This window comes from Bacteroides sp. MSK.20.12 (assembly GCF_019052435.1).
Classification (GTDB): domain Bacteria; phylum Bacteroidota; class Bacteroidia; order Bacteroidales; family Bacteroidaceae; genus Bacteroides; species Bacteroides xylanisolvens.
Genome location: NZ_JAHQVH010000052.1, coordinates 20,190 through 43,135 on the forward strand (window position 1 = coordinate 20,190; position 22,946 = coordinate 43,135).

At 53.8% G+C, this 22,946-nt stretch carries 17 protein-coding genes; 16 read left to right on the forward strand and 1 reads right to left on the reverse strand.

Features of this window, described 5'->3' with window-relative positions; translation table 11 throughout:
- The first annotated feature begins 5 nt into the window (after positions 1-5).
- The 16 genes from KTR06_RS20925 to KTR06_RS21000 all read left to right on the forward strand — a co-directional run bounded on the left by KTR06_RS20925 (position 6) and on the right by KTR06_RS21000 (position 22,574).
- A complete protein-coding gene (locus tag KTR06_RS20925) occupies positions 6-392 on the forward strand; it encodes a hypothetical protein (protein WP_004327422.1) in 387 nt (128 codons plus the stop codon).
- A gap of 27 nt (positions 393-419) precedes the next feature.
- Positions 420-899 (forward strand): hypothetical protein, encoded by a 480-nt coding sequence (locus KTR06_RS20930; RefSeq protein ID WP_042971660.1) that lies wholly within the window; start codon positions 420-422, stop codon positions 897-899.
- Positions 874-1,188 (forward strand): hypothetical protein, encoded by a 315-nt coding sequence (locus tag KTR06_RS20935; protein ID WP_051997801.1) that lies wholly within the window; start codon positions 874-876, stop codon positions 1,186-1,188. The genes KTR06_RS20930 and KTR06_RS20935 overlap by 26 nt, the downstream gene beginning before the upstream one ends.
- A gap of 11 nt (positions 1,189-1,199) precedes the next feature.
- Positions 1,200-1,760 (forward strand): hypothetical protein, encoded by a 561-nt coding sequence (locus KTR06_RS20940; protein WP_008667129.1) that lies wholly within the window; start codon positions 1,200-1,202, stop codon positions 1,758-1,760.
- A gap of 3 nt (positions 1,761-1,763) precedes the next feature.
- A complete protein-coding gene (locus KTR06_RS20945; RefSeq protein ID WP_004327425.1) occupies positions 1,764-2,255 on the forward strand; it encodes a hypothetical protein in 492 nt (163 codons plus the stop codon).
- A 38-nt stretch (positions 2,256-2,293) separates the two neighbouring features.
- Positions 2,294-2,494 (forward strand): hypothetical protein, encoded by a 201-nt coding sequence (locus tag KTR06_RS20950; RefSeq protein WP_005846360.1) that lies wholly within the window; start codon positions 2,294-2,296, stop codon positions 2,492-2,494.
- Complete coding sequence (locus KTR06_RS20955; RefSeq protein WP_149882697.1) at positions 2,495-6,886, forward strand: tape measure protein; 4,392 nt, start codon at positions 2,495-2,497, stop codon at positions 6,884-6,886.
- Position 6,887: 1 nt separating this feature from the next.
- Positions 6,888-7,352 carry a hypothetical protein gene (locus tag KTR06_RS20960; RefSeq protein ID WP_004326780.1) on the forward strand — a complete coding sequence of 155 codons (465 nt, stop codon included), beginning with the start codon at positions 6,888-6,890 and terminating at the stop codon, positions 7,350-7,352.
- Between the two features lie 46 nt (positions 7,353-7,398).
- A complete protein-coding gene (locus tag KTR06_RS20965; RefSeq protein WP_149882696.1) occupies positions 7,399-11,133 on the forward strand; it encodes a hypothetical protein in 3,735 nt (1,244 codons plus the stop codon).
- 11 nt (positions 11,134-11,144) lie between these two features.
- Positions 11,145-11,450, forward strand: a complete 306-nt coding sequence (locus KTR06_RS20970; RefSeq protein WP_005943920.1) for a hypothetical protein — start codon at positions 11,145-11,147, stop codon at positions 11,448-11,450.
- Positions 11,451-11,463: 13 nt separating this feature from the next.
- Complete coding sequence (locus KTR06_RS20975; protein WP_217290779.1) at positions 11,464-18,183, forward strand: hypothetical protein; 6,720 nt, start codon at positions 11,464-11,466, stop codon at positions 18,181-18,183.
- Positions 18,184-18,698: 515 nt separating this feature from the next.
- Complete coding sequence (locus KTR06_RS20980) at positions 18,699-20,003, forward strand: reverse transcriptase domain-containing protein (RefSeq protein ID WP_005943911.1); 1,305 nt, start codon at positions 18,699-18,701, stop codon at positions 20,001-20,003.
- The gene (locus KTR06_RS20985; protein WP_005943907.1) at positions 20,000-20,485 is read left to right on the forward strand and encodes a hypothetical protein; all 486 of its coding nucleotides are present in this window, start codon (positions 20,000-20,002) and stop codon (positions 20,483-20,485) included. The genes KTR06_RS20980 and KTR06_RS20985 overlap by 4 nt, the downstream gene beginning before the upstream one ends.
- 179 nt (positions 20,486-20,664) lie before the next feature.
- Positions 20,665-20,907: a hypothetical protein gene (locus KTR06_RS20990; RefSeq protein WP_004326021.1), complete on the forward strand. Its 243-nt coding sequence runs from the start codon at positions 20,665-20,667 to the stop codon at positions 20,905-20,907.
- A gap of 72 nt (positions 20,908-20,979) precedes the next feature.
- Positions 20,980-21,624, forward strand: coding sequence for a thymidylate synthase (locus KTR06_RS20995; RefSeq protein WP_084824279.1), 645 nt, complete (start codon positions 20,980-20,982; stop codon positions 21,622-21,624).
- 95 nt (positions 21,625-21,719) lie between these two features.
- Positions 21,720-22,574, forward strand: coding sequence for a DNA adenine methylase (locus tag KTR06_RS21000; RefSeq protein WP_005943904.1), 855 nt, complete (start codon positions 21,720-21,722; stop codon positions 22,572-22,574).
- Between the two features lie 181 nt (positions 22,575-22,755).
- Here the strand turns inward: KTR06_RS21000 and KTR06_RS21005 are convergent.
- A partial coding sequence (locus KTR06_RS21005) for a transposase (RefSeq protein WP_254306451.1) occupies positions 22,756-22,946 on the reverse strand: 191 nt, incomplete at its 5' end.

Here is a 22,946-nt window from a genome sequence, read left to right on the forward strand (position 1 = left end):
ACAACATGAAAAGATTTCTTTTATTCTTTGTGCTGATACTCGGATTCGTGTCAGCAACTTTTGCCCAGACCGGTACAGTACCGGAAGTCGATTATAGCGCGATGATCACCACCTTTGCCGGTTTTGTCGGTGGCGTGGTGTTGCTCACGGAAGGGATCAAGGCTCTGTTTCCAAAAATGCAGGGCTTGGCGACACAGATTGTCAGCTGGTGTGTGGGCATTGTGGCCGCCATGCTTTTATGGTGGCTGGATGCGGGCTTTGTCGCTGATGCCACGTGGTATATCGCGTTGTGTTACGGGTTCGGTGCGTCCCTTGTGTCCAATGGTGTTGCCGATACGGGATTTGTCCAGTGGCTCATCGGACTGTTTGCGGGTAAGGATGCCGGTAAATAGGCTTTGACCTGAAAGACCAGTGTGCGTATGGACTTCAGTGCTGTCATGAATCTGGTGCTGGGCGGTGGTCTGGTAGCCACGATAATAGCCATCATCACCCTGAAATCAACGGTCAGGGAAGCGAGGGCGAAAGCGGAGAAGGCTACCGCCGAAGCCGAGACGGTACGGATTGACAATACCGAACATGCCACCCGTATCCTGATCGAGAATATTGTAGAACCCTTAAAAGAGGAACTGAATGAAAACAGGAAAGCTTTGCAGGCGACCCGGCGTGAAATGGCACGCCTCCGGAAAGCCATTGATACTGCCAACAGTTGCAGGCATCATGATGATTGTCCTGTTCTTTACGGGATGCGCGAGTACTCGAAAGAGCAGGACGGAGGTGAACCGGAACAGCAGCCTGTCGTCAAGCGCCGACAACGTGTCAAACGTGAGGCGGGGGTTGTTGATGACGGGGATTCCGAAATCGGCGGTGAGCCTGATGATTCCTCCGGACAGCCTCCGTAAACTTCCCTCCGGTTCGTCCTACCATTCCAGGAACGGGCAGGCGGGCCTGACGGTGAAGAGCGATGCGACCGGCAATATCATAGCGGAGGCATCCTGCGACAGCCTCCAGCGGCTGGTACTGTGTTATGAGGAGGAACTGACCCGTATCCGTAATGAGACACATGAGGACTCATTCACAGTTGAAACGGAATTTGAACGTCGCTTTAGTCCCGTTAAAATAGCGCTGGCCGCTTTTATAACCGGATGTGTTGCCGGCATAGTATTAACTTTCAAAATCAAGAAACAATGAATAAGAATTTCATGTACGGCGTCGGTGCCGTGAAATACAAGGACTTTGTGGTGGGTTACATAGAGAAGAATTCGTTTGACATGGGCGGGCAGAAACCCGAATCCGCCAAAATCGAGGCGGAGCAGGTGCCGGGAACCCCGGTGCTTATCATTCCCCAGTCGAATGGCAGCATCGCCCCCACGTTCAACGTTATCCAGCTGAACTACGAAAACCTGCATAGCTTGCTGGGTGGTACCATGCACTACAAGGAAGAGGACTCGGAAAAGAAAACCCCGATTGGTTGGACGGCCCCAACGGCAGCCGTGTTGCTGACCGGTCCGTGGGAAATAGCCCTTGTTTCGGGGCAGAGCATCCTGATTCCCAATGGCACGCTACTTTCCAATCTCGGCGGCAAGCTGACCCTGACAGAAACGGCGAAAATCGAATGCACGCTGGAAGTGGCCATGCCGGAAGACGGCTCCCAGCCCCATGGCGTATTCAATACGGATTCTATCCCGGAAGAGTGGAAACAGTATAAACTGCCTCCTGCTGAATCTGCCGCTGCTGCTTCCACTAACCCGGCCGAGGAGTAGCGTATGGACGAAGCTGTCATCAAGCAGATCCAGCGTGAGGGTGCGGACGCGCTGCTGGATATCGGTGTGAGCGTCCCGCTGAAAGCGTTTCATATCCCTTTCAGGAAATCCCCGCTGGAGCTGCGCGTGACCATGAGGCGGCCTTATATGTCCGGTCAGATTCTTTTTGCCCGGACATATTTGTCGATGGGGATCACCAGTGAGGAGATGTGGGGGTTCAGCAAGGAGGAGGAAATGCAGTTTCTGGCCTCTCACGGCAAGGCGGTGAGCCGTATGGTGGCCTATACCCTTTGTCGTGGCCCTTTCAGCCGCCGCGTGCTTTTGCGCCCGGTGGCATGGCTCATAAGGAACTTCATGGAACAGCGTTATCTGGTGGGTGCGATCAAGCGTTTTGTCAGCCTGATGGGTACCGACCCTTTTATACCTATTATCAGATCAGCCGAGCGGACGAATCCGATGAGCTTGAGACTGAGCCAAAGAAAGAAGGGGAGTTAAAGAGCCGTTATGAAGGCTCCCATAGCCCTTTCGGTTTTGTGTGGCAGATTGCCAGTGCCACCGGCTGGAGCGTGGACTATATACTGAACAAGGTGAATTACCAGACCCTGATCATGATGCTTAGTGACGCTCCCCGGTATGTCCGTGACAAGTCCGGATCTTCCGGTCCTGCGGATGAGCGGAGCGCCGAGGATGAAGCGGATGGAATAGTAGGATTTTTTCAAAGCAAGCTAAAATAGATGAAACCGGTACAAATAGAATTCCTTATGGTGGACCATTTGAGCGCCCGTCTTGACAAGGCCGTGGGCAAGATCGAGCGGATGTCCCAGCAGGCATCGTCCGCCAACAGACAGATCCGGGAACTTGACAGGAGCGGTTCCCTGTTGAACAACACCGTCGGCAAGCTGGCGGCCGCCTTTACTATCAAGGAGCTGGTGTCGAACATCACCAAGGTACGTGGCGAGTTCCAGCAGCTGGAGGTGTCGTTTCAGACCATGCTCGGCAGTGCGGAGAAGGCCGACACCCTGATGCAGCAGTTGGTACATACGGCCGCGACCACTCCTTTCGGCCTGGAGGATGTCGCGCAGGGTGCCAAGCAGCTTCTTGCCTACGGGTTTGAAGCGGAGAAAGTGAACGAGACGCTGATCCGCTTGGGTGACATCGCTGCCGGACTTTCCATCCCTTTGAACGATCTGGTCTATCTTTACGGCACCACCATGTCCCAGGGACGGCTTTATACACAGGACCTGAACCAGTTCACCGGCCGGGGCATCCCTATGATCGCCGAACTGGCCAAGCAGTTCGGCGTGGCTGAAAGCAAGGTGAAGGAGCTTGTGGAGGAAGGCAAGGTCGGTTTTCCCGAAGTGCAGAAGGTCATAGAGAGCCTGACGGACGAGGGCGGAAAATTCGGTGGTCTGATGGAGGCACAATCCAAAACGATAACCGGACAGATCTCCAATATAGAGGATGCCGTTTCAATGATGTTCAATGAAATCGGGCAGCAGTCGGAAGGTGTCATCAACACCACGCTTTCCGGTGTTTCCTACATGGTGGAGCATTACGAACGTTTCGGCCGTATCCTGCTCGGGCTTGTCGGCACGTATGGTGTGTACCGGACTGCCGTCATGACAGTCACGGCCGTGAAAGGCTGGGCGGTGGCTGCGGAGGCGTTGCATTACAACTGGCTCCTGCTGGTTGAGAAAGCGCAGAAAATGCTCAACCGGACCATGCTTTCCAATCCCTATGTGCTGGTTGCGACCCTGCTTGCCGGTGTTGCCGTGGCACTGATCTCCATGAAGACGGAAATCGAACGTTTGCAGGAATCCGAGGAAAGGTATCAGCAGCAGAAGCAGAAAACCATAGAGGCCGAGGAAGAGCACAGGCGCAAAATAGAGGAACTGTGTTCCATTGCCGGGGATGAAGCCGTGTCCACGGATGCCCGGCGTGAGGCGCTAAACAAGCTGGAACAGAAATATCCGGATATATTCTTCAAATACGACACCGAGTATGAGAAACTGAAGAATATCAAGAAAATCAAGGAAGAGATAGCCCGATTGGAAGCCGGTGAGTCCATATCCAATCCCGCCAATGAATTGAAACGTGTGGATGACAGGATAAAAGAACTTGAAGGCAAGACCCGGTTGGCAACCGAATATTACCAGGACAGCTACGGGCGGCAAAGAGCCCGATATGTCCAGAAATCCGCACGTTCAAGGGATGAGGAGGCAGAGCTTCAGAATCTGTACGGAAAACGCAAGAGCCTGAACGGACAAATCCGCAAGGACGAGGTAAATGCCTATTTCGAAAACCTGACCGGTGTGAGTAACGAGACCCTTGCACAGCAGATAAAGCAGCGTAGAACCCTGCTTGCCCGGATGTCTGTCCAGGAGAAGGAATACGGAAAGATTACGCAGGGTGACGAAAATCTTACCGGAACTTATTCCCGTGACGAACTGAAGTATCAGCTGAACAAACTGGTTTCGGAACAAAACCGGCGTAACCTGCCCACGGATTCAAGCACTGACTGGGTGGCTGCGGCAAAAGAGAAATACCAGGACGCGCTCAAGGCTTATAACGCCTTTCTTCAGGAAACGTCCAACAGCCTTTCCCGTGAGGAGTTTGAGAAGAAGGCGAAAGAACTGAAGGATGCCGTTGATACCGCCAAAAAGGAGTACGACAAGGTCAAGCCCGGTGAGGATAAGGATTCCGAGGCCGAACGGAAGAAGGCGGACAAGGCGGAGAAAGAAGCCCAACGCCGCAAACAGGTTTCTGAAAAGCTGGGCCAGGAACTCGCCGGGCTGCAAAGGAAGAATGACGAGGCGGAGATTGAGATGATGACCGAGGGGCTGGAGAAGAAGCTGCGCCAGATAGACAATGAATACCAGGCACGCAAGGATGAAATAGCCAGGCAGGAAGCCGGTTGGAAACGTGACAACGCGAAAGCGGGGCAGTCCGGTTCGCTGTCGGAAGATCAGCAGTCCGAAATAGACAAGGCCCGTGAGCTGAACGAGTCCGGCCGACAGAAAAAAATAGCGGAAGCTTATCGGGAAGAGTTCGGAGTGATGCAGGAATATTTGCAGGCCTACGGCACCTTCCAGCAGCAGAAACTCGCCATCGCGACCGAATATGCGGAAAAGATACAAAAGACGACATCCGGCAGCGAGAAGCTCTCTCTCGGTGTTGAACGTGACAGCAAACTTGCCGGCATCGAAGTGCAGGAACTGAAAGCCCGTATTGACTGGGGTACTGTCTTCGGTGAATTCGGCGGGATGTTTTCCGATATGATAAAGCCTGTATTGGCGGATGCCAGAAAATACATGCTCACTGACGAGTTCCGAAATGCCGACCATGCCAGCCAGGACGCGCTTGTCTCTGCCGTCCAGCAGATGGAGAGGGCTTTGGGCGGTTCCGGCAAGGTCAGTTTCAAGAAACTGGGTGCCGAGGTTACTGCCTACCAGAAAGCCCTTTCAGACCTGAAGGAGGCACAGGCGGTGTATGCGGACACCTATACGGCACTCATTGCCGCCCAGAAATCATACATTGAGGCGCAACAGTCCGGAACCGAACAGGAGAAGGAGTCCGCCCGGCAAGCCCTGGAAACGGCGCAGGCCAATGCCGATGCCGCGAGTGAGAATATAAACGCCTTGCAGGAAACGGCTGACAGTGCCCGGCAGTCCCTCTCGAATACTGCCTCCGGTCTGAAGGCCAGTATGGAGAATGTGAGGGACGGATTGCAGCAGATTGCCTCCGGCAGTATCAGCGGGGCGTATAATGGCCTGATCACACTCGGCAAAGGTGCCAAGGAAGTGGACGGCAAACTGGGCGAGGCTTTCGGAAAGGTTTCCGAAACACTTGAGGATGTGCCTGTTGTCGGCTGGATTGTAAGTATTATAGACCTTTTCAAGGATGGTTTGAGTGTGGTCATCGGTGGCCTGCTCGACGCGGTGTTCAATGCCGTGAGCGGTATTCTTGACGATGTGCTTTCCGGTGATCTTTTTGTGACTATCGGAAAATCGCTGCTTTCCGGTGTGGGCAAGATATTCGACGCATTGACCTGGGGCGGATTTTCCTCCTGGACGACTTCAAGCAATGCCAAAGAGGTCCAGGAAACCATCGACCGGCTGACCGAGCGCAACGAGACCTTGCAGACGGCTATCGAGGACCTGACGGAGGAGATCAAGGCGAGCAAGGGTACAAAGTCCGTGGCCGCCTACCGGGATGCCTACAGGCTCCAGCAGGAGACGAACTCGAACTATCTGGACATGGCCATGTCGCAGGCCGGCTATCACGGTTCGCATCACAGCTGGAATTATTACTGGGGCGGTTTCTCACAGGAACAGATTGACCGTTTGAGCGGTCAGATCGGGCGTAGCTGGAACGGTGACATCTGGAACCTAAGTCCGGAGGAAATGAAGAAGTTGCGCAGTAACGTGGACATGTGGACGCAGATCCAGGATACCGGCAAGGGCGGATATGGAGGTCGTCTGACCGAGAAGCTGGATGACTATATCGACCAGGCGGGCAAGCTGGAGGAACTTACCGACCAGCTGTATGAAGGTCTCACCGGTATTTCCTTCGACAGCATGTACAGCAGTTTCGTGGATAACCTGATGGATATGAAGTATGATGCCGCAGCCGCGGCGGAGGACATATCCGAGTATTTCATGCGTGCGATGCTGTCAAACAAGATCGGTGAGCTGTATTCCGACAAGCTGAAAGGCTGGTGGGAGAAATTCGGCAAGGCGATGGAAGACAATGACCTTACAGAAGCCGAGCGTAAGGCCCTCCAGGACGAGTACATGAAGTATGTCGAGGAAGCCGTCGCTCTTCGTGACAATCTTGCCGCGGCCACCGGGTACGATAACTCGGGCGGTACGAGCCAGAGCGCCAAAACCGGCGGTTTTTCAGCCATGACACAGGACCAGGGTACAAAACTGGACGGCATGTTCACCAGCGGGTTGCAACACTGGTCGAGCATCGATGAGAAGATGGAGAGCGTCATCGACAAGATGAACACCGCCGAGGGGCATCTTGCCCGTATCGAGGAGAACACCGGCACGAGCGCGTCGCACCTTGGCAAAATAGAGGAAGAGATTCGTAAAATCAATCGTGACGGAGTAAAATGCAAATGATATGGAAAAGATATTAGGCGGTCTGGTACTTGTCAACGGTACCGACATCTGGAGTACATACGGGGTGTTCCTCGTTGAGGACAAGCGCGGCGGGATGGATAACCTGACCGCCATCCTGACCCCGAGCAAGACGAAAACGGACACGGCTGTGAATATCCGGGAGGAGGACGGGGAGAAATATTCCTCCGTGCTGACGCCCAGGAACGAGGCCCGTGACGTGACGCTTCATTTCGCCCTGTTTGGCAAAACGCAGGCCGGCTGGCTGAAGAAGTATTTCGAGTTCATCAATTTCCTGAAGAAAGGCCGTGACGGGTGGCTTGAGATTTCCTTTCCCCAACTTGCCCTGACTCTCCGTGTGAAATATACGGATTGCAGCAAGTTCCAGCCTCTGACCTATCTCTGGAAGGAAGGCGTGCACGCCGGCAAGTTCAAGGTGAAGTTCCGGGAACCTGTCCCGGTCATATAAATGTGATTCAAACCCTATTCAAACGACGTTTAAACAAGATACAGACATGCTGACCATCTATGACAGCAACGGCAACAGACGGACCGATATCGAGGCGGGCGACAGCTCCACCCAGGTGAAGGAGGTGCAGGGTGACAATGTCCTGACACTCTCTTTCACGCATTACGAATATATCGCCCTGGACGTGAATGACCGGGTGGACTTTGAGGGTGAGCGCTACTGGCTGACCGAACGGTACACCCCGAAGCAGAAGAGCGGCCAGGAGTGGGTATATGATTTGAAGTTTTACGGTATCGAGAGCCTGGTGAGACGTTTTCTTGTGCTGGAAACCACCGACGGGAACACCGAGCCTGTGTTCACGCTGACAGCGACTCCGCGTGAACACGTGGCCATGATCGTGAAGTGTATCAATGACGGAATGAACCACACCACCGACTGGAAAGTGGGGCGGGTGGACGGTACGGACCTTATCGTCATCGATTACGAGGGGAAGTACTGCAACGAAGCCCTGAAAGAGATAGCCGAAGCGGTCGGCGGGCAGGCTGAATGGTGGGTGGAAGGCCAGACCGTGAACGTGTGCCGGTGTGAGCATGGCGAGGAAATAACGCTGGGCTACGGGAAGGGACTGACCGGAATCGAACGCGACACGACGGGTACCGACAATTTTTATACCCGGTTGTTCCCGGTAGGCAGCACGCGGAACATAGATCCGTCAAAATACGGGCATAGCCGCCTGATGCTTCCGGGGGGCAGGCAATATGTCGAGATACATACGGAGGAGTACGGCATCTATGACCGTTACGAGCAAGACGCCTTCAGCGGCATTTATCCCCGCAGGATCGGGGCTGTCAGCAGTGTGCGCAGCGAAGATGTGAAAGATGACGACGGCAACCCTTTCACGGTCTATTATTTCAGGGACGACAGCCTGAACTTCGATCCGAACGATTACGAGCTGCCCGACGAGACCAAACGTGTATCGTTCCAGGACGGTGACCTTTCCGGACTGGGGCAGGGTGAGGACCACTATTTCGAGGTGAATTTCAACAGTGCCACCCGTGAGTTCGAGATTATTACGATATGGCCCTATGATGATGACACGCAACTCCCCGGCGGCAAACTTATTCCGAAATCCGGTGACCGTTATATTCTCTGGAATATCCGTATGCCGGACGAATATTACCCGCTTGCCGAGGAGGAGTTTCTTACGGCGGTGGAACAGTTCAATACCGAATGCTGGCAGGATCTTGCCGTTTACAAGGCCCCGACCGACCATGTGTGGATTGAGGAGAACGGTGTTTCCCTGTCCGTAGGCCGCCGTGTGAGACTTGAAAGCGAGGAGTATTTCCCCGAAACCGGTTATCGCAGCAGCCGCATCACGAAAATTACCCGGAAGGTGAACCAACCCGGGGAGATGGACATCGAGATCAGCGATGCCCTGCATAGTGGTGCGTTTGAACGGGTGAATGACAGTATCGGGGAACTGAAAAACTATACGAAGTCAAAGGCGGAGGGTGCCGCGCTTCCTGACATTATCCGTAGCTGGGACAAGACACTGCCTACGGACAACAATCTTTTTTCCGCGCGGAGAAGTCAGGCGGAACACATCAGCAAAAAAAAGAATGACCGTGCAAAGGGGAAGATCACCTTCGAAGCGGGAGCCTCTTTCGGACAGGAGGATAATGCGGGTATTGATGACAAGGGCAATGCCGGGCTGCTGACCCTTGTCGTGCGTGAGCTTCTTCGCAGTCCGAAATTCGTGGACGGTCTTTTCGGTGAGGGCTGGCGGCTCTGGATGGAGGACGCTTTGTCCCATCTGACCATCGACAAGCTGACGGTACGCCAGGTCATGGTAGTATTGGAGCTGCTTATCGAGAAGGTACGCAGCGTCGGCGGCCAGCTTTGTGTCAGTGCCGCCAACGGGAAAATAAAGACCGCTGTTCTTGAGGGCGGTTACTGGAGGATCACCTTCGAGCAGGAGAACACTTTCGTGGCCCATGACCTCATGCGCTGCCAGACCTTCAGCGGCGGGAATTTGAAAAGCTATTGGGTTGAGGTGGCCGGCGTGGAGGGTGGTTCCATCCTCGTGGGCGAGGACGAGTTCGGCGCTTCTCTTCCGGAGTCTGGTGACGAGTGCGTGCTGATGGGCAACACGGAGAATCCGTTGCGCCAGAACCTGATCCTGATCTCCGCCACCGAGGACGGGCAGCCCCGTGTGGACGTGATGGACGTGGTGAAGGCGAAGAACTTCACCGGCTGCCTGCGTGCCCGTCTGGGCAACCTTGACGGTATCAGTGACGACTGGTTCCCTTCAGACAACCAGCCTCACGGTGATGGCCTGTACAGCGACAACGCCTACCTGCGTGGTACGTTCCTTCTGGTAACGGGCGAGGATATCAAGACGAAGTTCGAGATAGTCGAGGGGAAAATCGTCAGTTCCGTCACCGCCCTGCGGAATGACTTCGCCACCGAGCGCGGCTACCTGAATAACCCCGCCTTTGATGACGGCCTTATGAAGTGGAACACGGAGAACGAGACCGTGTTCTTCCTTGTGGGCAACCGGTGGATCTGGGCGAACGGTAACGTCTTGACGAGGAAGGGTGACAGCGCGAGCGTGACCGAGGATGACGGCCGTACGGTTGTCCGGATTCGTAACAAGTACATCCTCCAGAAACGTGAGAACCTGAAAAGTATTCCCTCCATGCCTGAAAATGACAGTGGGGAGAAGGAAGCCGTCCCGGTGTTCCTGACTTTCTTTTACCGCTGTGCCAAGGCCGGCACGCTGCGTGTGGAGTTTGTGGGTGTGGATAAGACAGGCTTTGCCAATTTCAACAGCATGGAGGTGGAGGAAGAACTGTCCGCGACCGACGGGTACGTACAGTACACCTGTAGCGGACTCTGGAACGGTACAGGTGATTTTAAATTGAGTTTTACCGGTGATATTTACCTGTATATGCTCATATTGAGCACCGACCGTGTTGAATCCCTGACACACCGTTATAAAACCCTTTTCGAGCAGTCGGAGCGTCTGGTAAAGATTTCGGCGGCGGTGTTCGACAAAGACGAGAACCTGCTGGAAGAGACCGGCCTGATGGTTACTTCCAAATATTCCGGGTTGTATGCCATTGACGGTGATGGAAATTTGAAATCCCTTGTAGGTGTTGGGGGTGACGGCGTAAAAATCAAGGGCGATAATATCACGTTGGAGGGGCTTGTTACGGCTAATGATAATTTCAAGATTCTGGAAGACGGTAGTATTGAGACGCGCAACGCCAAGATTTATGGTACAGTGTATGCCTATGAGGGTAAAATCGGCGGTTTTACGATTGATTCCGGACGGTTGTACTGGAAAGCCGGTGATTATTTCGGCAATGATTCCCGCAGTCTGAAACTTGGTGTCTCACAAACGGACATGGAGGGTATTGTGGATGTGTCCTTTAATGCCGCCACGCAGGGACGGTTCGGTGTCAAGGCCGTAGGCTCGAATCTGGGTGGTGCCGCTATCTATGCCTCCAGCAAGTCCTCTGGTCAGAGCTATCCTATCAGTGCCAATACTTATGCCGGCTATTTTGACGGTGGTGTGCATGTGAACGGGGCGGTGTATTGTGGTGATATCCTGTCGAACAATTACGGTACGGGATGGAGCCTGGCCAGCGATGGGACATACAGTTACCGAAAGGGTGTTTCAGGTACCTTCCAGTGGGCTGTAAAGAGTGATTTTATAACTTATAACTATACCCTTGAGGTTGTTAATGGAATTGTCGTTAAGATGACATATATCTAAAAATAAAGGATATGAAAGTAAATTTTAATGTGTATTTTAAGGATTTCGACGGTAGCGTGCTGTTGATTGATAAGAAACCCCAGTGTATGGGAGTCATAGTCTCCCAGTGCCTGTTCAACGGTACCGGTTTCCGTCCGAGCGGTAATATTCAGACGGATAATGAAAAGAAATTACATGCTTACAGTCTTTGCATGAGGATTATGGGTTCCGATGCGGATGTGGATCTGACATCGGAGGATGCGGTTTTGATAAAGGAAGCTGTCACCGGTCTTACTCCGGGCTGTTATTCCCAAATAGTGAAACAGATAGAAGGGTAATGGAGGATTAGCCATGACAAATGCGGAAAAACAGGAGATCCTGAACGCTATCAAGGCCGAGAGCCAGAGCGTTGATGAACTTGTGGAGGTCAGCTCCCTTGACAATATCAAAAGTCTCCCCGCCCTTCGCGGCAGTGAGCTGGTGAGTGCTCCGCTTACCCTTTTGCGTAAACCGGCCGATGATGCCGCTGCCACGGCGAATGCGTCTGCCACGAAAGCGGATAATGCTGCGGCTTTGGCGAATAAAGCTGCGGGTATGGCGTCTGATGCGGCCGGTACCGCCAATCAGGCTGCTGAAACTGCAAATTCCGCCGCGGCAGCGGCATCCGCGGCTGCGAAACAGGCGGAGGATGCCGCCGCCGGTGTGAACGACGGCTTGGTCGGTGGCATGACGGCCGTCCCTGATGAGGAGAACGACACGGTGAAACTCACCCTGCTGGGGAAGACCGGGACGGAGATTGCCTCCGTTGATATTCCCGGTGGTACGGGCGGTGGCGGTAACACGTATAATGTGACGGCGGAAGTCCCTTTGGAGAGCGGTTATTATGTCCTTTCCTCCGCGATCGGTGCCGTGGATGAGAAATACCGTTACAAGGGCCGTTGCATCACCTATGAAGTCTCGCAGGGCAAATGGGAGACCAAACAGTTCGTGGGGACAAGTCTGTCGAGCTGGGAGCAGGAGGCGAGCTGGGAGGACTTCGGCGGTGCCGGAACGATGAAGAGCCTGACGGTGAACGGCGAGAAGAAAGTTCCCGACAGCGAGGGCAACGTGGATCTGACCATCGACAAGCTGGAAGTGGACGAGAGCCTGGATGCTGACAGTACCAATCCCGTCCAGAACAGGACCGTCGCCGCCAAATTCCAGGAGGTGGAAGCCGGTACCGTGTTCGGCATGAGCGCGGAAGTGAGCGACGACGAGAGCAGTGTCCGCCTTGCGCTGACCAACAAGAGCGGGGCGGAGATCGCGAGCGTTGACATCCCGGCCGGCAGCGGTGGCGGCGGTGAGTCCTCCACCACCAAGATCGTGCTGCTTGCCGAGACCGACAAGAAAACCGTGAAGGAAGGCGGAGCGGTGAAACTTACCTATACCTATGACCACCAGGTTGCCGGCGGTGATGACAAGGGTAGCAGTACCGGACAGAAAGCGACCGTCACCATCCAGGTGAAGCGCGGGACGACCACCACTTATTCCTCCTCGCTGAAGGAAGTGAGCAAGGGTACCTATACCCTTGACCTGACCAAATACCTGCTGGTGGGCACGAGCGACATCTACGTCATTGCCGAGACTACCGATCCCACCACGGGCAAGGCGCAGAAGAAGCAGGCGTACGTGAGCGTGAAGAGCGTCACCCTGTCCCTTTCCTGCGGTTACAACCTGGCGGCCACCATCCAGAACGGCGGTTACGGTACCTATGATTCCGCGAGTATACCCTACGCCGTGAGCGGTACCGGCACGAAAACCGTCAGCCTGTACGTGGACGGTGTACAGCAGAACGCGCATACGGTCACCCGCAGCGGCACGACGAACGGCAGTTTCGAGGTTTCCATGACCGGCCTGTCCGTGGGGCGGCATACCGCCCAGCTGGTGGCCGAGATGGAAACTGACGACCTCACGCTGAAAAGCGAGAGCATCCATATCGACCTGCTGAAGGCCGGAACCGGCGCGCCCTTCATCGGTTTGAAGCTCATTCATGCCGACGGGCATATCCTCGGACGGGACGAGCATCTGGAGCCGGTCCTTGAAGCCGGCCGCTACGAGAAGCTCACTTTCGACTGGGTGGCCTATGATCCCGACCGTGTGCCCGCTGAAGTGGAGTTCTGGAAAAACGGCGTCAAGAGCAGTACCGTGAGCGCTCCCCGCAGCATGATGACCTACAGTAACCGGTTTACCGAGGAAGGCACGCAGACGCTTGTCCTGAAAGCCGGTCCGACCGGGTACACTTTGCGCATCGACGTGGGTGAGAGCGGTATCGATATCAGCGAGGCCACCTACGGCCTGGCGGTCAAGCTTGACGCGGCGGGCCGCAGCAACGGGGAGAGTAACCCCGGAACATGGGAGTCGAACGGCGTGGAGACCACGTTCGAGGGTTTTGACTGGAGCAGCAACGGCTGGACGGGTGAGGCGCTGAAGCTGACCAACGGTGCGAAAGCCGTCATCGGCTACCGGCCCTTTGCCACCGATGTGAAAAGTACGGGACTGACCATTGAACTGACCCTCCGGGTAAGCAATCCCACTGACAGCGATACCGCAGTTGTGGACTGTCTCGACAGTGGCAAGGGGCTTTATATCACCCCTTCGGAAGCGAGTTTCAAGACCGGTGAGAAAGTGTCCTATACCAACGAGGACGACGAGCTGGTGGAGCGTGAGATCAAGCTGGGCACGAATTATGTGGAAGACCGGTGGATCAAGGTGGCCCTCATGGTGGGTACCCGCAATGAGAGCCGTCTGATGGAGCTTTATGTGGACGGCAACCGTACCGGTGCCGACATCTACGACAACGCCTTCAGCTTCCGCCAGGACAATCCGAAATATATCACCATTGACAGCGCCGGGGCGGACGTGGAGGTAAAGAGCGTGCGTATCTATACCCGCCGGTTGAGTGACGACGAGGAACTGGAGAACCGGATGGTGGACAGTGCGGACGGTGAGGAGATGATCGCGCTGTACGAGGAGAACGATATCCTGGGTGATACCGACACTGTGGATATGGACAAGCTGCGTGCCAAGGGCAAGGGGGTGCTGCGTATCGTGCGCCAGAACAAACTCGATGACGTGTATGCCGAGAACAACAAGAAGACGGACTTTTCGGCGGATATCTTCTATTACTCCCCTTTCGGATCCGAATACGACTTCGTGCTTCGTGACTGTTATATCCGTATTCAGGGTACCAGTTCCACGAAATATCCGAGCAAGAACATCCGTATCTATATCAGCAAGGGCGGCACGAACCTTAGCTTCACCGTTGGCGGCAAGGAGCAGGCGGAAAAGAAATATCCCGTCCGTCCCGGTGGCATCGCCATGAACCTGATCTGTCTGAAGAGTGATTATTCCGACTCGTCCATGTCGCTGAATACAGGCGGTGCCAAACTGTTCAACGACGTGCTGAAGGAGATGGGGCTTCTCACCCCTCCGCAGCGTTACCAGTACGAGACGGGCGGCAGCGATTTGAACGCGGTCACCGTGCGTACCGCTATCGACGGTGTGCCTATCGACATGTTTGTGGCGGCTGCGGAGGACGGTGAGAACGACTATGTGGGGCAGTACAACTTCAACAACGAGAAAAGCAAGAGCGGCGACCTGTTCGGCCTTAGTGGCGTGGAGGGTTACGATCCTGCCTGTCCCCTCACTCTGGAAATGCTGAACAATACCGAGGCCATGTGCCTTTTCAAGACCACAAGTGACGCTCATCTGGAGGAGGTGTTTGATGCCGGTGCCGAGACCAACGTTCCGGATGATGTGAAATGGGCGGGCCTTGACGAGTCGCAGCGTACGGCCGTGAAACGGTTGTACGCATGGATACGCTCGTGTGTTCCGGACGGTGCGACGAGCGCCGACCTCTCCACTTTTAAGAGCGAGAAGTTCAGGGACGAGATAAGTGACTATTTCGACAAGGCTTTCCTGCTGACGTATTACCTCTGGACGGACTATTTCCTTGCCGTTGACCAGCGTGCGAAGAACATGATGCTGCGCACGTGGGACGGCCTGATATGGTACATCACCTACTACGACGGTGATACCCAGATGGGAAAACGCAACGACTGTTTCCTGGTGTATGACTACACCACCGACCGCGACACTTATGATGCCGAGGCCGGGAAATATGCCTTTGAAGGCCGTGACAGCTGGCTTTGGAACCTCGTTCTGGCCAACCTGGACGCTGACCTGAAGACACAGGCGCAGGCTCTTCGCGGTGTACTTACCACCAGCCGTGTCCTGGACATGCTGAACGTGGAGCAGGCGGGCAACTGGTGCGACCGTGCCTATAACAAGAGCGGCGAGCTGAAGTACATCCTGCCCGCCACGCAGGAGATGTACGGCAAGGTGTGGCCGTTCATCTACGCCCTTCAGGGCAGTAACCGTGCGCACCGTGAATATTTCGTGCGTAATCGTTTCGCCCTTCTGGATGCCAAGTACGGCACGAGCAATTTCACCAGTGACAACATCGACCTCTATCTGGCACGTACGGCTGCTGACACCCCCGACGTGCTGAAGATTACGGCCAACGAGGTTTATGCTTTCGGCTACGGTACGAACAACAGCCCGAATATAGGGAATACCGGCATCATCAAGAAAGATGCGGCTGCGAGCCTTTCCATCACCGGTGCCTATACGGTGAACGATCCCTTGAGGGTTTATGGCGCGAGCCGTATGAAGGTGCTGGATATGAGCGGGGCCGCCGACCACCTGAAAAACGCTTTCGACCTGGGCAAATGTACCGTGCTGCGCGAACTGAACCTTCAAAGTTCCGGCAACGGCAGTACCGGCTGGTGGTTGAACATCGGCAACTGCAAGCAGCTACGTAAACTCAACCTTCGTAACCAGGCACAGGCGAAAACCGGGGGAAGTACCAGTACCGAGCTGGATTTGAGTGCGCAGACCAAGCTGGAAGAACTTGAGGCCCGCGGTACGCAGGTGCAGAGCGTGGTGCTAGCCAAGGGTTCTCCCGTGACGCTGCTCCACCTTCCCGGTACACTGACCAGCCTCCGTCTGGAATATCTGGGCAGACTGACCACCGGCGGGCTGACATTGGAAAGCTACAGCAAGGTGAAGACCTTCATCTTTGACAGTTGTCCAGGTATTGACTGGGAAACCCTGCTGGGCCGTTGCACGAGTGTGGAACGTATCAGAGTAACCGGTATTGACCGCGAGGATGACGGTACGTGGCTGAATAAGTTTGTCGGGATGGGCGGTGTGGATTCCGATGGCAATACTACGGACACGTGCGCTTTGGTGGGTACGGTACAGCTCACGCGCTACATTGATGACGATACGTACAGCGCTCTGAAGGCGCACTTCCCGGAACTGAATATCCGGCAGCCGGAATACACGATGATCGAGTTCGACGACGAGGTATCGGATGACGCGAACGTGAGCAACCTTGACAACGGTACCGGCTACAAGTATGACAACGCGTATGAGGTGAGCGGTCATATTTCCGCCATCCTGAAGCAGCGTCACCGTGTACTTGCTAAAGTGACTAAAAAAGCGACGACGCGGGGTGTGAACATGGCGAACGTTGATACCACGGTGAACAACCTGGACGGTGAGATGACCTACTACCCGCTGGACGACACGGACAGCAACAAGTACGCCGACGGCACGGCTGCCAGACTGGACGGCACTGAAGGTGACTGGATGATGTACGAGCCCTTCTTCTGGAGCAAGGGTATCAATGATTACCTGAACGGCAAGCATTACTCCTGTTACAGCAGTAACGGTTCGGATAACATGCCTTCCGTTCCGGATGCTGACGTCCTTACGCTTGACGACATTAAGGGCACGAGTGGCGGTTATCTTTCCGGTCGTAAGATCATGAGCGGAAAGGATACGCTTTCGAACAGCTACAGTACTGACAGTACGTATTCGGTATGCAAGGTGAACGTGGACGGTTACAAGCGTGTGCGTTTCCCGAGCGTTCCCGGTACAAGCCTTGTCGGAAGCATTTTCACAGACGATTCCGGCACGGTCATCAGTTCAATCGTCGTCCCTACCTTGAGCAACAAGTTCGAGGCCGGTATGTACCTGATTGCCGATGTTCCGGAGGGTGCCACTGCTCTTCACTTCTCCATTCTGAACACGGCAGAGTTCGATAAGGTTGTCCTTTCTAACAGTGACAGGATCGAGGATATGGAACCCGAATGGGTGCCTAATGACGAGCACTTGTGTGCCGTTGTGGGCAGCAGTGTTGTCGGTTCCAAACTTCGCGCCTGCATTACCGGCGGGAGCACTACGGCGAGCATGACCTGGGCTGATTTTCACTATTACAGTGTCCAGCGTGGTATGCAGCAGATTGATGCCCTTATGCACTCGCGCATCGCGAATCTTTTCTACGCGAAGTACGGTCGTCGTGACAGCCAGGAACAATGCGGCGCGGGCTCTCACACGAACAACCGTACTACGGGTGGTACGGCGAGCCGCGGGATGACGGACACGATCGGCTACGAGGAAGCCTCCTCAATCAACCCTAATGTGACGAACAGCCTGATAGAAAACTCCGTCCACCAGTATGCGTGGTACCGTGAGAAGGATGACTACGGCGGGGCCACGGTTACGCAGGTGAATAATATTTGCTGCCTTGGCTACGAGGACATCTATGGTCATAAATATGACATGATGGACGGCGTGGACCTCCCTAATGACACGGGCAATTCCGGGAAGTGGCGCATCTGGATGCCTGACGGCAGTACCCGCCTGGTTAAGGGTTCCGTGAGCTCCGGTATCTGGATTACCGCCGTGGCGCATGGCAAATATATGGACGTGATTCCGGTGGGTTCCGTTTCGGGTTCCTCCTCGACAAATTACTGCGACATCTACTACATATCCACTGCCTCCGGCCGTGTGGTCTATCGTGGCAGCTACAACGCGTACCCGAATGGCGGTGTTTCGATGTCGTATGCGAACCACGATTCCTCGAATACGTACGCGAGCATCGGTTCTCGTCTGGCCTTCCGCGGCCGGCTCGTCAGGGCGTCAAGCGTCGCTGCGTTCAAGTCGTTAAGCGAGGTGGCATGACCGGCAGCGTAAAGCGTCAAAGCGGGAGCGAAGCGACAAAACGTCCGGTGTTCCCCGAGCAGGGGAACGCCGTTCATTACGGGCGTCAGCCCGTCGAAAAATATTTTTTGACGTCAGGTTTTGTATCTGTTTGTTAAATAATAATTTGAAAATAGTACTTTTGCATTTGAAAGGTGGCGCCTCCCCATAGGCCGTGTGGTCTATCGTGGCAACAACAACGCGAACCCGAATGGCGGTGTTTCGATGTCGAATGCGAACAACGATTCCTCGAATACGAACACGAACATCGGTTCTCGTCTGAACAACAATCGAAAGGAAATTTTAATCGGCGTACAACACCGGGGACTTGTCCCCACCGTGGTGCCGAGGGGGGCAAGCCGCAGTAACAGCGGTCCGCAAGGGCCGGAAAACTGAAAAATAAAGTGTCGGGTAGGGTTTGGTAGGCCGGAAACGGTTCGAAGAAGCCGGGCCCGGGGGATTGAAGGCCCCGTATTAAAAGCAATAAACAGTAATTTATGCGCAGGGTTGGGTATATTATCGAGGAGATCGTGGAGCCTTCCAACATGGAGGCTTCCTTCCGGCAGGTCCTTCGCGGCAGCAAGCGTAAACGCAGCCGCCAGGGGGGCTATCTGCTCGCGCATAAGCCCGAGGTGTTGGAGGAGCTGGCCGCGCAGATCGCATCCGGTACTTTCCGCGTGAAGGACTACCGTGAACGCGAGATCATCGAGGGCGGCAAGCTGCGCCGCATCCAGGTGATCCCGATGAAGGACCGCATCGCCGTGCATGCCATCATGGCGGTGGTGGACCGCCATCTGCGGAAACGTTTCATCCGTACCACCTCCGCCAGTATCAAGAGACGGGGTATGCACGACCTCCTGGCGTATGTCCGCCGTGACATGGCCGAGGACCCTGATGGTACGCGTTACTGTTACAAGTTTGACATCACCAAATTCTACGAGAGCGTGAAGCAGGATTTTGTGATGTATTGCGTCAGCCGGGTGTTCAAGGACGCAAAGCTCGTGACCATGCTGGAGAGCTTTGTCCGCCTGATGCCTGAAGGTCTGAGTATCGGCCTGCGCAGCTCGCAGGGGCTGGGCAATTTGCTTTTGTCTGTGTATCTGGACCATTATCTGAAGGACAGGTATGCTGTGCGTCATTTCTACCGCTATTGTGATGACGGCGTCGTACTGGGTAAAACGAAAGCGGAACTGTGGAAGATTCGTGATGCCGTCCACGGGCGCATGGAGTGTGCCGGTCTCCTGGTGAAGGGGAACGAGCGCGTGTTCCCGCCGGGCGAGGGCATCGACTTTCTGGGGTATGTGACTTTCGGTGCGGACCATGTCCGCATTCGCAAGCGCATCAAGCAGAAGTTCGCCCGAAAAATGCACGAGGTAAAATCGAGAAGGAGGAGGCGTGAGCTGATAGCGTCGTTCTACGGGATGGCCAAGCACGCCGACTGTCATACGTTGTTTAAAAAATTAACAGGCAAAGACATGAGATCATTTAAAGACTTGAACGTTTCCTACAAGCCGGAGGACGGCAAGAAACGTTTTCCCGGGGTGGTGGTAAGCATCCGGGAACTGGTAAACTTACCGATTATTGTGAAGGACTTTGAGACGGGCATCAAGACCGAACAGGGCGAGGACCGCTGTATCGTGGCCATTGAGATGAACGGCGAACCGAAAAAGTTCTTTACCAACAGCGAGGAGATGAAGAACATCCTCTTGCAAGTGAAGGAAATGCCGGACGGCTTCCCGTTCGAAACCACCATCAAGACGGAAACCTTCGGCAAAGGTCGAACTAAATACATATTTACATGAAACGGGTAGAAGGAACATCCGGGATAAGACTGATCGAGTGCGTGAGCCCGGCACGCAACAGATGGCGCATCCGCTGGGATGTGCAGGAACGTGAAGACGGATCCGCTTCCTATATGGAGGAAAGCTTTGTCGGCAGACCTCACATGGATACTATAAAGTCCGTCATTACAGACTGGTATAATGAGCAAATTGACCGTGAGATACTTTCCGGTTTTCTCTATGAAGGTATGCCGGTATGGCTGTCAAGTGAAAACCAGTTCAATTATAAGGCAGCGTATGATCTGGCCGTACAGACTGGTGGTGCTACGCTTCCCGTGACATTCAAGTTCGGTACGGATGAGGTTCCCCAATATCGGGAGTTCGTCACACTGGAGGAACTGACCGATTTCTACACGAAAGCCATGAAGCATGTTCAGGACACGCTGTCTGACGGCTGGAGGAAGAAAGACGCTTTTGATCCGGAGAAGTACCGGGTGGAATAAATCCTTCGGGGGAGGATAAGAAAAAAGCCCCCGGCCTGTTAAAAAGTAACGCCAATCACTTTTATAAACATGAAACGCCAAACCGCGCGACCGGGGGCAAATACCCTCTGTCACGGTTTGACGTTTTTTTTGTTGTCTAAAAAATGATTGGCGATGCAAAGATATAATTTTTTTGTTGTATGAAAGTGATTGAGATATTAAACTTTAACCGGGAGCTGTTGAAAAGGCTTCAGGCGGCCGGCATTCGTCTGGAAGATGCCCGGTATATCGACCTGTACGCGGACTATACCCGCCTACTCGATCAAGGTGAAAAAGTCTCGTATGCTGTGGCCGTATTGTCCGAAAAGTATTCGGTGAGCGAACGCAAGGTTTATGCCTTGGTGAAACGATTCCAGAGCGACTGCAAGACGCTTGCAGTGTGAACGGGTTGTTTTATGCCGTAGGGAGTGCCGTTTCCCCTTATCTTTAGGGTGTTTCAAATTTAGAAGGAGGAAATGGCTATGAACAAGTATTACCGTATCCTGGACAAGATTCTTGCCACGGGAAAGACACAGACCAACAAGAAGGGAAACATACAGTACCTTCTGAACGAGCAGCTCTCGCTGACACCGGCGGACCTGCTCGACATATTCGAGGGGCATCATATCGCCCGTAAGAAGCTCCGCAGCGAGTTGCAGTTATTTATGCAGGGTGAGCGCAACGTGGAGAAGTACCGGGAGGCCGGCATCAACTGGTGGGACTATTGCGGCTCCATCCTGGTGAACAGTTACCCGACCTATTTCGAGAAGCTGCCCCCGTTGATAGCGAAAATTAACCGGGAGAGGCGCAACAGCAAGAACTACGTGCTTTTCCTGGGCGAAACCGGTGCCGAGAGCAACCAGGCACCCTGTTTGAGTCTGGTACAGTTCCAGTTAGATGGCGGTGAACTGGTTCTATCCGCCTACCAGCGTAGCAGTGACGCGAACCTCGGGCTGCCTTCCGATATTTATCACCTGTACCTGATGGCGCGGCAGATAGAACTTCCCTTGAAGTCGATCACCCTCTACCTGGGCAATGTACATATCTACGAGAATAATATCCCGGGCACCCGTGCGCTGATCGCCGGTGACGAGACGGTCCGCTTCGGGTTGAACGTGTAGTTTGCTGTATATGTCTTGCAGCGGGAACAGTTCATGTTTCCCGCTGTTTTTCGTTTATTCTGGGGACCTTTGCGGCCGTTTTAAAACAGAATGAAATGAAAAAGATGTATTTGTCCGCCCCGCTTCCTTTCGTGGGGCAGAAACGCATGTTTGCGAGGGAATTTATCAAGGTGCTGGGACAGTTCCCGGACAGCACCGTGTTTGTGGACCTGTTTGGTGGCTCGGGCCTGCTGTCACATATTACCAAATGTGTCAGGTCTGATGCCACCGTTGTGTATAATGACTTCGACAACTACCGCTGCCGACTTGTAAATATCCCGGCCACTAATGTGCTGTTATCCGATTTGCGTCGGATAGCTGAAGGGGAACCCAGAAACAAACGTATAACCGGGGAGATTCGCGATAAAATGTTTGCCCGTATTGAGAGGGAAGAAAAAGAGCACGGCTACGTGGATTATATCACGGTTTCCGCATCCTTGTTGTTCGCCATGAAATATGTGACCAGTTTGGAAGGAATGAAGAAAGAAGCCATTTACAATAGGATTCGGCAGACAGACTATCCCGAAGCAAAGGATTATCTGGAAGGACTGACTATAACCAGCGAAGACTACAAGGAAGTATTCAAACGTTACAAAGATGTTCCGGGTGTGGTGTTCCTGGTTGATCCGCCGTACCTCTCCACCGAGGTGGGTACTTACAAGATGTTCTGGCGTCTGGCTGACTATCTGGATGTACTAACCGTTCTGAAAGGGCATTCGTTCGTGTATTTCACTTCGAACAAGTCTTCCATTTTAGAACTGTGCGACTGGATGGACCGAAACCCATTTGTCGGCAGCCCATTCAAGGAATGCAGGAAAGTGGAGTTTAGTGCAAGCGTAAACTATCAAGCTAAATATACAGACATGATGCTGTACACGAAGCCGGATGAGGTGTCAGGTATAGCAGCCTAACATTGCATAAAGATAGTGAATTATTTTGAATCTGCAATGGCTTTTAAATGATATTTTAAAGCCATTTAAAGAGGGTTCAAGTGAAAGAAAAACGGTGGGCTTTGATCATGCTGAATAGGACCGCGCTCACCTTTTTTCTTGTACGTGTCGTTTTTGTACTTTTTGAAACGCATCGTTTTTGTTAAGCGGCACGTCTGGTTTTTCCGGATTTAAGTTCTTCTGCTTTATATACTTCCCCCTTCTCTTTTGCCGCTTTCATAGCTTTATTCTCCTCTTTTATCACTTGCCATCTATATGTAATGCGCAACTCTTGTACAGCTTCGTATACAAGTTTTTGTACATGAAACCTATCAATCACCTGCATGGCACGTG